We start from the raw sequence: 11,811 nt of genomic DNA, 5'->3' as shown, positions 1-11,811 counted from the left end.
CAATGGCAATTACCTACCTGAAAAAGGCCGCCCCGCGGCCTGAGGCGGAAAACAGCGACATTCGAGACCTTGTCTCTGTCATGCTAGCCAACATCGAACGTGAGGGCGAAGAGGCCGTTAGGCGCTATGCAGAACAATTGGACGGCTGGACTGGCGACATCGTGCTGTCCGACGAAAACCGGGCGGCCGCCTGTGCTCGCGTCTCGCAGGAGCTGAAGGACGATATTCAGTTCGCGCATGCCAATATCCGCCGTTTTGCTGAAGCCCAGAAAGCGACGATGGCGGAGTGCGAGATTGAAGTCATTCCGGGCCTTATCGCAGGCCAGAAGCAGATACCGGTCTCCAGCGCCGGCTGTTATGTGCCTGGCGGCCGCTACAGCCATATTGCCAGCGCTCTGATGACGATCACCACCGCCAAAGTGGCCGGAGTCAAACATATTACGGCAGTTTCGCCAACCCGGCCGGAAACCGGCATACCGGATGCGATCATCTATGCGATGGATCTGTGCGGTGCGGATCTGATCCTCAACTTGGGAGGGATACAGGCCATTGCCGCCATGGCCGAGGGCCTGTTTGGGGCCAAACCCGCCGATATTCTGGTCGGCCCGGGCAACTCGTATGTCGCCGAGGCCAAGCGGATGCTGTTTGGAGAAGTGGGGATCGACATGTTCGCCGGGCCGACGGACTCGCTCGTCATTGCCGACCATACCGCTGAGGTCGAAACGGTTGCCTGGGATCTGGTCAGCCAGGCGGAACACGGTGCCGACAGCCCCGTCTGGCTGGTCACAACCTGCCGGAACCTTGCCGAAGGTGTCATGGCCCGTGCGGAGGGCCTGATCAGCCAGCTGCCGGAGCCCAACCAGTCGGCTGCTCGCCAGGCCTGGGCAGATCGCGCCGAAGTCATCCATTGCGACAGCCGTCAAGAAGCAGCCCAAGTCAGTGACCGCTACGCTCCCGAGCACCTGCAGGTCCAAGCCGAAGATCTCGATTGGTGGCTGGACCGTCTGTCCGCTTATGGCTCGCTGTTTCTGGGCAAAGAAACCACGGTGTCCTTCGGTGACAAGACCTCCGGCCCGAACCATGTCCTGCCCACCAGTGGCGCGGCACGCTATACTGGCGGCTTGTCGGTGCACAAGTTTACCAAGACCGTCACCTGGCAACGCAGCAATGCAGCAGCGTCTCATGAACTGGCGCTGCGCACAGCGCGGATCAGCCGGATGGAAGGCATGGAGGGTCATGCCCGGGCGGCGGAACTGCGTCTGAGCTAACACCCTCGCGCGCCTTCCAGGCCAGCGAATCTCGAAAACGGGGACGTCAATCTGAAACGACGTCGCCGAACAGTCCTTCATTGCCACCAGGAAACCGGAAAAACGAATATGTACCAGCCGGTTGTCCAATTTGGAAGTATCGATCCGGTACAGGTCCTACGGTCCCGTGCGCGGGGTGTTCTGGTGTCTATTGTCGTGGCCGTCGCCGCGCAGTTTACTTCGGGACACTATGGCGCGCCTGCAATGCTGATGGCACTGCTCCTCGGCATCGCGCTGCAGTTTCTCAGCGCGGAAGAGACTTGTCGCGCAGGCATCGACTTCACCGTGCGCAGCGTGTTGCGTTTTGGCGTAGCGCAGGTTGGCGAACAAGTGCTCGTTCAGGCACTCGTCCCGGAGGCGGCCGTTGAAGCTTTCGACAAAGCCGTTCTGCATGGGCTTGCCTGGCGCGATGTAGTGCCACTCGACCTTCCGGTCTTCCTGCCATTTCAGAATGGCATTCGACGTCAGTTCGGTCCCATTATCGCTGACCACCATGCAGGGATAGCCACGCGTTCGGGCGATATTATCGAGCTCACGGGCAACCCGCTGACCGGAGAGTGAGGTGTCCACGACCGCGGCCAGGCATTCCCGGCTGAAGTCATCTATGACGCATAGCACCCGGAATCGGCGGCCATCGGGCAGGCTGTCCGAGACGAAGTCCAGCGACCATCTCTGGTTCGGCCCTTGCGGGATCGCCATGGGCGCACGCGTCCCGATGGCGCGTTTCCGCCCGCCGCGCTTGCGCACGCTCAGCCCCTCTTCGCGGAAGATCCGGTAGAGCTTCTTCCAGTTCACCTTCCAGCCCTCGCGGCCGAGCAGCAGGTGCAGCCGACGATAGCCGAAGCGCCGCCGTTCGCTGGACAGCTCCTTCAGCCTCTCTCGCAACTCGGCGTCCGCAGGCCTGGTTGATCCACGCCGATAGACGCGCGGATCGATCCCGGCCAGGGCACAGGCCCGCCGCTGGTTGTAGTTCTTCTCTGTCATGGCCCAGTCCACGGCTCTCCGCCTTGCACCGGGCTTCAAAAGTTTTTTCCCAGCATTTCCTTCAGCGTGGCCACATCAAGCATGTGCTCGGCCAACATCTTCTTGAGCTTGGCGTTCTCGATCTCCAGAGCCTTCAGCCTCTTGGCCTCGGACACATCCATGCGGCCATACTTCGAACGCCATTTGTAGAAAGTGCCATCGCTGATGCCGTGCTTCCGGCACAGTTCCTTCGCCCCCATTCCGGCTTGGTGCTCCTTCAGGATGCCAATGATCTGCTCTTCGCTGAAACGGCTTTTCCGCATCGTCTGTCTCCTCGCTTGGAGAACAGGCTAACTTCAAATCGCGGACTTTTCAGGGGAGCACGTCAGAGAGCAGCGCCGATCATACGCAGCCACTGCAAAAATTGGTGCGGTCCAGCGCACCTCCTTTTGCATCGCAGACCTCTGCCCCTTTCAGCTTCTACTGAAATTGAACTCCTTGGCGTAGTGGCACGCGACAAAGTGATCCGGCTCAATCTCGCGCCATTCCGGCTGCTCAGCGCTGCAGCGGTCCCTGGCAAACGGGCACCGGGTATGGAAGCGGCAGCCGGAGGGCGCCGCCAGCGGGTTCGGGATTTCCCCCTGCAGCCGGATCGGATCGAATCCGGCATCGGGGTCAGCCGACGGGATCGCACTGAGCAGCGCATGGGTATAGGGATGCTTGGGCGCGAAGAAGAGCTTCTCTGTCGGCGCATATTCCACCAACTTGCCGACATACAGCACCGCCACCCGGTGCGACATCTGCGCGACAACACTCAGGTCATGGGCGATGAACAGGAAGGAAACGCCCGTTTCCTCCTGCAGATCCTTCAGCAGATTCACGATCTCGGCCTGAATGGAAACGTCCAGCGCCGAAACGCTTTCGTCGCAGACCACGAACTTCGGTTTGCTGACCAGCGCCCGCGCAATGCAGATCCGCTGCCGCTGGCCGCCGGAAAACGCATGCGGAAAGCGGCGCAGGTGCTCCAGGTTCAGCTTGCAGCGGGCGGCAATCTCACGCACCCGGGCGTCGACCTTCTCGCGGTTCTTGTATTTACCGGAGGCGATCAGCGGCTCGGCAATGATATCGCGCACCGTCATCCGCGGGTTCAGCGACGAATAGGGATCCTGGAACACCAGGCTCATCTCCGGACGGAAGGCCCGCAGCAGGTCGTCGGCCAGGTTATGCACCTTGATGCCGCCGCCGCTTTCACCAAAAGCCATGTTCAACTTGGACCGGACCTTGCGCAACTCGGCCTCCGAGGCATGCGCCAGGTCGATGCCGCCCTTTTTCTTGCGGTGAAAAATCACCTCGCCGTCCGTCGGGTCGATGGCACGCAGGATGGCGCGGCCCACGGTGGTCTTGCCGGAACCGGATTCGCCCACAAGGCCCACCGTCTCGCCCCGCTTGATGTCAAAGCTCACCCCGTCCACCGCACGCAGCATCTGCACTTCGGTCTTGAACAGCTTTCGGGTTTTGATCGGGAAATGAACTGACAGGTCCCTGACTTCGATCAGCGTGTCCTTGTGCTTGCTCATGCTGCGCTCCGTCCCTGGCTGGTGTGCAGCCAGCAGCGCACCGCGCAGCCTGGAATTGCCGAGGTTTCCGGCGGCTCATGCACTTCACAGGTGCCCGCGATGGCCTGGGTGCAGCGGGTGTGGAAAGGGCAGCCACCGGGGCGTGCCGTGGGGCTCGGAATGTCGCCGGGCACCGGCTTCAGGCGGTCGTGCAGATGATCCAGACTGGGGATCGCGTCCAGCAGCCCCTGGGTATAGGGGTGCTGCGGGTTGCGGATCACCTCCTTGGCGGGGCCGCGCTCGACAATTGTGCCCAGGTACATCACCGCCACGTCGTCCGCAATCTGCGCAATCACACCCAGGTCATGGGTGATGAAGATCATCCCCATTCCCAGCTCCCGCTGCAAATCCCGCATCAGATCCAGTACCTGCGCCTGGATGGTCACGTCCAGCGCCGTGGTCGGCTCATCGGCGATCAGCAGCGCCGGGCCTGCGGACAGGGTCAGCGCGATCATCGCCCGCTGGCGCATACCGCCCGACAGTTCATGCGGGTACTGGTCCACCCGCGCCGCGGCATTGGAAATGCCGACCTTGTTCAGCATCCCGATGGCAAACTGCCGTGCCTCGCGCTTTTTCAGGCCGCGGTGCAGCATGATGGCTTCCATCATCTGGTTGCCGATGGTGTAGACCGGCGAGAAGCTGGCCATCGGCTCCTGGAATATCATCCCGATCTCTCCGCCCCGGATGCGCCGCAGCTCCTTGCTGCCGTGCCTCAGGTTGCCCAGGGAGATCTGCTGCCCGTCCTTGGCGGTGTAGATCATCCTGCTGGCCGCCCCCAAACGGGCTGTTCCCGGCAACAGCTGCATTAGAGCCTTGGTGGAGATCGATTTGCCCGAGCCTGACTCTCCGACCAGCCCCAGCGTCCGGCCTTTTTCGACCGTGAAGCTGACGCCCTTCACCGGAGTGATCACACCTTCGTCGGTGCGAAAGGAAATCGACAGGTTCTCAACACTCAGCATCTTGGACATGTCAGCTTGCCTCCGCATAGGGGTCTGCCGCATCGCGCAGCCCGTCACCGATCACGGTGAAGGCCAGAACCGCCACCACGACAAAAACTGCAGGGATGAACAGCCACGGCGTCTGCTCGATCGCGCGCACGGATTGCGCCTGCTGCAGCAGCACGCCCCAGGACACCGACGGCGGCCGCAGGCCCAGGCCGACAAAGCTCAGCGCGGTTTCCGACAGGATCATGTAAGGAAAGGAGATCACCAGATCGACAATGATGAAGCTGGTAAAGCCCGGCAGCATGTGCTGTGCGATGATCCGTCCCGGCCGGGCACCGGCCAGCCGTGCCGCGATCACGTAATCCTCATTGCGGATCGACAGCAGCTGCGAACGGATGCGCCGCGCCAGTGTCGGCCAGCCGAAAAGGCCCAGGATCAGTGTCATCGCAAAGTAGACCTGCGTCGTCGACCATTCCTTGGGCATCGCCGCCGCCAGCCCCATGTACAGCGGAATGATCGGCACCACCCGGATCACTTCGGTCGCCCGCTGGATCACGTTGTCGGTCATGCCGCCCAAGTAGCCGGCCGCACCGCCGATGATCAGCGCAAGCACAAAGGAGATCAGCACTCCCAGCACGCCGATCGAAAGCGACGTGCGGGTAGCATAGATCGTGCGGCTGAACACGTCCCGTCCCAGATCATCTGTGCCCCAGAAATGGATTTTCTGGCCGGATTCCGGGCGGAGGCCGATCAGGTGCCGGTCAATCGGGATAAAGCCCAGCAGCTTGACCATCTCGCCCTTCACGTAAAACTGCACGTAATGGCGCACCTCCGGGTCCGGCACCGAAATCGCACGCAGCGTCACCGGGTCGCGCTCGGTTTTGGTGCCGTTGATGAAGGGCACGAACGAACAGCCGGCCGCATCGCAGAATTTCGGTATTTGCGGCGCACCTTCGATATACTGCGTGTCCCGCGTCACCGGCCCGTAGGGCGCTACGAACTCGGCAAAGATCCCGGCCAGCGCCATCACCCCCAGCAGCGCGGCAGCAACCATCGCGGCGCGGTGGCGGCGGAAGCGCCACCAGATCAGCGTCCATTGCGAGGCGGAATAGTACTTCAGCCGGGCCTCATGCTCGCAGGCCCCGGCTACCGTCAGGTCACCCGTCAGATGGGTTGCGTCACTCATCGCTCAAACCCCCAGTTTGATACGCGGATCCAGCCAGCCCAGCAGCAGGTCGGACAGGAAGTTCATGAACACGATGGCAAAGGTCAGCAGCAGCAGGATCGCACCAGCCACGTTCATGTCGAGGTCGAGGTAAGCCTTGAGCAGCAACTCCCCCAACTCGGTCAGCCCCAGCACCACCGCCACAATCGGCAGCTCCGAGAAAATGCGGTTCACGTCAAAGCCGATGGTGGACACCACCGGGTTGATCGCCAGCCGGGCCGGGTATTTGACGAGCAGTTTCAACTCCGGCACCCCGCGCGCCCGGGCTGCCGTGACCGAAAGCTTGTTCAGCTCGTCCGACATCGTCGCCCGCACCGTCTGGATCTGGTAGGCCACCGCCGACCAGGCCAGCACCACCGCAGACAGCCACAGGTGCTTTGCCATGTCCCATGCCTTGGCCAGCGACCAGGGCGCGTCGCGGTACTGGTCCGAGAACAGCCCGCCGATATCGGCGCCGAACCAGCGGTTGGCGAAGTAGAGCATCACCAGCGCCAGCAGGAAATTCGGCAGCGCCAGGCCCAGGTAGGAAAACACCGTGAGGCCATAATCCACCGCCGAGCCGCGGCGCACGGCGGCGTAGATGCCCACGGGTATCGACACCAGATAGGTAAGCAGCAGGGTCGCAAACAGGATGCCTGCGGTCAGCCAGACCTTATCGCCGATCACCTTGGCGACGGAGGTTTCAAAAGCAAACGCCTGCCCGAAATCGCCGCGCAACACGATGCCGCCGATCCAGTCGAAATAGCGCAGCAGCATCGGCTGATCCAAACCCAGATCGCGCCGGATCGCTTCGATATCCGCCTCGGTCACATTCACCCCGGTTCCGGAGTACTTCCGGAAAGCGTAGCGGTCCGCATAGTCCCCAGGCGGTATTTCCATGATCAGGAAGACCATCACCGATACCAGCAGCATCGTGACAACCATTCCCGCAAATCGTTCCAGAGTGAATCTGAGCAAAGCGGTATCTCCTAAGTCAGCCCGCAAGAGGACTGAGGCCGGAGCGCAGGCCAGCTGCGCCCCGGTGTGTTGTCGGGTCTGAGGGCGGATTACTGCTCCAGCCACCACTGCGCGGGGCGGTAGGGGTAGGTCCAGTAGAAGTCGTAGGTCTTCGACTTGATCGGCTTCACGTTCTGCAGGTCGTTACGGTACAGGAAGGGCGCCACAATGTCGCCGATAGTGCCGATCTTCAGCATGTTGTCGGTGTGGATCCTGACGATCTCCTCACCCAGCTTGTTGCTGGCATCCGTGCCCATTTCGACCTGGATGAACCGCTCGCTGAGGTCCCACAGCTTCTTGATATCGGCCGGCGGCTCGATGCCTTCCGATCCGCCGCTGGTCTTCCATGCGGCCCAGCCGAACCCTGTTCCCGGGTTGAAGAAATCGCCGAAGGGCGGCACGAACGCGGTCACGTCCTGGCTGATGGTCGGGCCGGCATTGCCGTCGTATTTCCAGACGGTCAGGTCCAGGTCGTTGTTGTTGCCTGCCGCGCGGTACTCGTCCGAGGTCACCTCTTTCAGGTCGACCCGCACGCCCACGGCTGACCAGTAATCGCGGACCAGTTCCTGCATTTTCACCGGCGCGCCCTGCGAGGAATAGACCAGCCGCACAACCAGCGGCTTGCCGTCCGGGCGCTCCAGGGTGCCGTCGCCATCGCTGTCCTTCAGGCCCATCCCTGCCAGCAGGGCCTTGGCGGCTTCAGGATCATAGCCGACGTCACGGTTCAGCACGCCGTCAGAGACGAAGGAAACGGTCTTGGGCTCGGCCGGCACGCCCTGCATCGGCTTGCCCTGGCCCAGGTAGACGATCTCGTTGATCTCGTCCCGGTTCATCGCCAGCGACATCGCGCGGTTGAAGCGGACGTCCGAGAAGATTTGCCGCAGGACCTCATCCTGGTGGGTGCGGTTGAAGGAGTAGAAGACATTTTCGCCGAAGGTGGGGGCGAAGTTAATGGTGTAGCCGCCCTTCTCTTCGTTCTCCTTCAGCAGGGGGAAATCCTCCAGGAACACGGCCTGCTGTTTCCAGACCACTTCGCCGTTCATGATCTTGAGGTTCTGAACCTCTTTGTCGCCCACATAGCTTTCGACGATTTCGTTGATATAGGGCAGCTGGTTGCCCGCCGTGTCGACCTGGTGGAAATAGGGATTAGCCACCAGCTTCCGGCCCTCTGAGGTTTCCTCGACAACGATGTGGCTTTCCAGCGTCGGCACCACGGCACGGCCGATCTTGGCGGCTTTCTCGGCGTCTTTCAGCAATGGACTGGGAACGTCTTTCCAGTCTGATCCGCCGTAATAGAAATCAACTGCGGCAGCTGCGTTCTCAAAGCCGTATTCCTGCGCCAGCGCTTCGGCGTTTTCATTGTGTTTGGGCATGAACTGGCCCAGGAAATGCTTGGGCTGGAACGGCTGGCCGTAATCCACGGCAAATCGGTTCAGGATGCCCGGGGTCGGCACCGGGAAGGTGAACCTGACGGTGGTGGCATCCAGCGCTTCCACCACGGCCTTTTCTCCGGCAAACAGCCAGCGGTCCGGGGTTTTGTCATAAATGTCGGCGTTGTAGATGATGTCGTCCATCCAGAAGACAACGTCCTCGGCGGTAAAGGCTTTTCCGTCCGACCACTTGTGGCCCTCGCGAAGGGAGATGGTCAGCTGCGTGTAATCCCCGTTCCAGGACCAGCTCTTGGCGATGTTCGGCACAACGGTCTGCAGATCGTCGGCGTAACGGACAAAGTTCACGTGGCGCACCGACAGCAGGTCGGAGGTTCCGGATTCAGTGCCCTTGGACAGGCCGGTGATGATGCCGCCGTACTGGCCGATCGTGTCATATGGCATCACCACCAGCGGCTCGGCCGGCAGGCGATCCGCCACGGCAGGCAGTACGCTGTTGCCAAGGATGCGGGCGTTCAGATCGGCAATCGCCGGGTTTTGCGCGAACGCCATCTCGCAGGATGCGGCCTCCTGCAATTCCGTCAGTTCCAGCTGCTGCGGGAAGACGGGCTTCAGGCCCATTGGATCAGCAACGGTTGCGGCAGGGCAGTTTGCCAGCGCAGGCGCGCCCAATGCAGCCAGCGCGGTGAAGGAAAGAAGAGAGCAACGGAGTTTCATGGCCATCCCAGCGTTTGATGTGACGCCGGGAGCGGTAGAGGCTCAAGTTAACAAATTTATGATGGATTTACCGGAATAGAAAAAAGCTATGGCTTGGCCGATGACAACAAAGCGTCACAATCGCGCAGCCCATCCGCGATCCGGAAGAACCTGTCCACCGCCGCCGTCCCGCGCATGGCGGGAAGGCAGGCCAGACAATGATGCGCCGTCAGATTGTTGTCCTTGATCGGCACAAAGCTGACGCCCGGCTCGTCCTGGCATTCCTGCGCAAAGGCAACGCCGATACCGGCACCGGATTTCACCAGCGTGCGGATCGACCCCCAGGACCCAAGGCCCAGGATAGTTGTCAGCGAGGTTTGCGCCAGCCGCGCTGCCGCTTCGAAAATCTGACGGGTGGACGACGACGGTTCGCGCTGGATCAGTTTCAGATTTGCCGCGTCCTCCCAGGCCGCCGTACCGGCCTTGGCCAGCGGGTGTGCATCCGGCACCACCAGCCCGATCCGGGTTTCCGCGATCTTTATCCCCTCCAGGTCCGGGGGCAGCTCTTTTGCCGTGACGAACCCCACATCGAAGTCCCCCGCATACAGCAGCGGCAGCAGATCATGCGAGGCCAAGGCACGGGCGGTAACATCAACGCCGGGATGGGCCCGGACAAACTCCGCAATCGGCGGCATCGCGATTTGATAAGTTGAGTACCCGATCTGAAACTTGCCGGTCAGTAAATCCTGGCCGGAGCTGAGCTGGCTGGCAATGGAATTGCCCAACGCGATAAGCGCCCTGATGTCGGCCCTCACCTCGTCCAGCGCCGCGGTCGGTGAAATCGTTGTGCCGGTCCGGTCAAGCAGACGGCACTGATACTGCTGCTCCAGCGAGTAGACGAGATTGGACACTGTCGGCTGCGACACCCCGAGCTCCTTGGCGGCCAGTGTGAAGCTGCCAAGCCGGGCCACCGCTTCCAGGGCCTGCAGCTGCTTGAAGCTGATCTTTGCGCTCATGCCTGTCTCCACCTGCTGCCTGGCCTTCCTAGCAACAAAGGCAAACGCAATCCAAGAGCCACGCGGCCCGGGCCGCCGGTCAGCTCAGTTCCGCTGTTGGGTTATTCCCGCCCCTGCAAGGCCGCTCCGCCGGGCCAAGGCCGCCGGCATTGCACACAGGGATTACCCCGTCACCAGATCGTCAGCGGTGGCAAAGTCGCAAGTGAAGGTGAACGTGGACCCCTTGCCGGGCATGGACTGGACCTCAATACCGCCCCCCATCAGATGCGCGAGACGGGAAGCGATCGCCAGCCCCAGCCCGGTGCCGCCGAAGTCCCGGGACGCGGTGCTGTTGGCCTGTGAAAATGCCGTGAAGATTTTCTCCAGACTGTCTTCGGGAATGCCGACGCCGGTATCCGTCACCGCAATCCGCAGCCCCGCCCTTCTGTCAGCGACCCGGCCGGTGACTCTGACCGTCACCGACCCGGCTTCGGTGAATTTCAGCGCATTGCCGACCAGGTTCACAATGATCTGCCGGATCCGGCCTTCATCTCCCAGAATCCCCTTAGGCGCCCCGGCATCATACTCCAGCCGCAGCGCGACCTGGTTTTCCGCCGGATTGGGAGCCAGCATCCGGACCACCCCGCTCAGGAGCTCCTCCAGGTCAAGCGGCGCGGTCCGCAGCTCCAGCTTCCCGGCCTCGATCTTCGAGAAGTCCAGAATCCCGTTGATGACAGCCAGCAGCGCTTCGCCGGATTCCGAAATTGTCCTGGCATACAGCGCCTGCTCCTCGTCCAGGCTGGTTTCCTCCAGCAGGGAGGCCATTCCCAGCACCGCATTCATCGGGGTCCTGATCTCGTGGCTCATTGTCGCCAGAAACTCGGACTTTGCCTTGTTCCCCGCTTCAGCGGCCTGCGTCCTTTCCTTCACCTTGTGCTCAAGCGAGTTCGCCAGCGCCTTCAGCTCCGCATTGCTGCGGTCCAAATGGTTCAGAACATCGGTGAATGCATCCGCCAGGCGGCCGACTTCATCCTGTCCGCACTCGGGCACTGAACGCTTGGTGCTGCCCAGGCGGATGCTGGTGGCAAAGTCCGTCAGCCGCTTGATCGGCCGGGTTATCCAATTCGCCATGATGACAGCGGCAACGGACGCAAGACCGGCACAGACACCGGCCAGAAGCAGGGTCAGCCGGACATGCTGCATCCATTCGGCGTCAAGCCGGGCGGTGGAGAACTCAAGCACCACATACCCCAGACGCCGGTCGGCGGTGGCCTGCACCGGGCCGGCAACCTGGATCACCCCGTCCTCAAGCCGGGTGACCCATTCGGCATTCTCCCGGGCCTGCCGCAGAAAGGGTGCGCTGAACTGCCTGCCCCGCAGCGGGTTGTCATCGGTGCCGTCGGTCAGGACACGGGTCCCGGCATCCAGGATCATCACCCGCAAGGCGCCCTCTCCGGCATGGACCGAGCTCACCTGCTGGCGCATCTGTTTGACATTCAGCTCATACAGCGGTTCCAGAACCGCCTCGCCCAGTGTCTTTGCCAGAACGTTTGCGTGTCGCTCGTACGCGGCAACGGATGCCTGGTGGGCCAGGGTGATCGAAATGGCCGAAACCGCTCCTGCAACCGCAAAGACGATCAGAACCGTGTAGACCACCAGTTTTGTCGTGAGGCCCGCCATA

General features: G+C 61.9%; 8 protein-coding genes and 2 pseudogenes. 2 read left to right on the top strand and 8 right to left on the bottom strand.

All coding sequences use genetic code 11. The annotated features are described in order from the left end of the window. Positions 1 to 2 precede the first annotated feature (2 nt). Positions 3 to 1,268, top strand: coding sequence for a histidinol dehydrogenase (gene hisD / locus KUV26_RS21065; protein ID WP_222509877.1), 1,266 nt, complete (start codon positions 3 to 5; stop codon positions 1,266 to 1,268). Positions 1,269 to 1,376: 108 nt separating this feature from the next. Then, positions 1,377 to 1,595: pseudogene (locus KUV26_RS21060) on the top strand (putative sulfate exporter family transporter); the annotation flags it as partial. Positions 1,596 to 1,610: 15 nt separating this feature from the next. Here the strand turns inward: KUV26_RS21060 and KUV26_RS21055 are convergent. The 8 genes and pseudogenes from KUV26_RS21055 to KUV26_RS21020 all read right to left on the bottom strand — a co-directional run. Continuing rightward, positions 1,611 to 2,593: pseudogene (locus KUV26_RS21055) on the bottom strand (IS3 family transposase); the annotation flags it as partial. 150 nt (positions 2,594 to 2,743) lie between these two features. Beyond that, positions 2,744 to 3,847, bottom strand: coding sequence for an ABC transporter ATP-binding protein (locus KUV26_RS21050; protein WP_222509876.1), 1,104 nt, complete (start codon positions 3,845 to 3,847; stop codon positions 2,744 to 2,746). Further along, on the bottom strand, positions 3,844 to 4,854 hold the full coding sequence (locus tag KUV26_RS21045; RefSeq protein ID WP_222509875.1) for an ABC transporter ATP-binding protein: 1,011 nt from the start codon (positions 4,852 to 4,854) through the stop codon (positions 3,844 to 3,846). The genes KUV26_RS21050 and KUV26_RS21045 overlap by 4 nt, the downstream gene beginning before the upstream one ends. 1 nt (position 4,855) lies before the next feature. Next, positions 4,856 to 6,016, bottom strand: coding sequence for an ABC transporter permease (locus KUV26_RS21040; RefSeq protein ID WP_222509874.1), 1,161 nt, complete (start codon positions 6,014 to 6,016; stop codon positions 4,856 to 4,858). 3 nt (positions 6,017 to 6,019) lie between these two features. Next, on the bottom strand, positions 6,020 to 7,012 hold the full coding sequence (locus tag KUV26_RS21035; protein ID WP_261400031.1) for an ABC transporter permease: 993 nt from the start codon (positions 7,010 to 7,012) through the stop codon (positions 6,020 to 6,022). A gap of 89 nt (positions 7,013 to 7,101) precedes the next feature. Beyond that, on the bottom strand, positions 7,102 to 9,060 hold the full coding sequence (locus KUV26_RS21030) for an ABC transporter substrate-binding protein (protein WP_261400030.1): 1,959 nt from the start codon (positions 9,058 to 9,060) through the stop codon (positions 7,102 to 7,104). A gap of 182 nt (positions 9,061 to 9,242) precedes the next feature. After that, on the bottom strand, positions 9,243 to 10,151 hold the full coding sequence (locus tag KUV26_RS21025) for a LysR substrate-binding domain-containing protein (protein ID WP_222509871.1): 909 nt from the start codon (positions 10,149 to 10,151) through the stop codon (positions 9,243 to 9,245). A gap of 162 nt (positions 10,152 to 10,313) precedes the next feature. Beyond that, entirely contained in the window at positions 10,314 to 11,810 is a 1,497-nt protein-coding gene (locus tag KUV26_RS21020) for an ATP-binding protein (protein ID WP_222509870.1), read from the bottom strand. Position 11,811: the final 1 nt, after the last annotated feature.

It is taken from the genome of Leisingera daeponensis, assembly GCF_019801465.1.
GTDB lineage: Bacteria > Pseudomonadota > Alphaproteobacteria > Rhodobacterales > Rhodobacteraceae > Leisingera > Leisingera daeponensis_A.
The sequence above is the reverse complement of the archived record's forward strand: the minus strand, read 5'-3'. Positions and strand labels throughout refer to the sequence as shown.

What these genes read in the sequence shown, in the direction of transcription:
- hisD (WP_222509877.1), top strand. Translation starts at nt 3, where the DNA reads ATGGCAATTACCTACCTGAAAAAGGCCGCCCCGCGGCCTGAGGCGGAA.
- KUV26_RS21050 (WP_222509876.1), bottom strand. Translation starts at nt 3,847, where the DNA reads ATGAGCAAGCACAAGGACACGCTGATCGAAGTCAGGGACCTGTCAGTT.
- KUV26_RS21045 (WP_222509875.1), bottom strand. Translation starts at nt 4,854, where the DNA reads ATGTCCAAGATGCTGAGTGTTGAGAACCTGTCGATTTCCTTTCGCACC.
- KUV26_RS21040 (WP_222509874.1), bottom strand. Translation starts at nt 6,016, where the DNA reads ATGAGTGACGCAACCCATCTGACGGGTGACCTGACGGTAGCCGGGGCC.
- KUV26_RS21030 (WP_261400030.1), bottom strand. Translation starts at nt 9,060, where the DNA reads ATGGGCCTGAAGCCCGTCTTCCCGCAGCAGCTGGAACTGACGGAATTG.
- KUV26_RS21025 (WP_222509871.1), bottom strand. Translation starts at nt 10,151, where the DNA reads ATGAGCGCAAAGATCAGCTTCAAGCAGCTGCAGGCCCTGGAAGCGGTG.
- KUV26_RS21020 (WP_222509870.1), bottom strand. Translation starts at nt 11,810, where the DNA reads ATGGCGGGCCTCACGACAAAACTGGTGGTCTACACGGTTCTGATCGTC.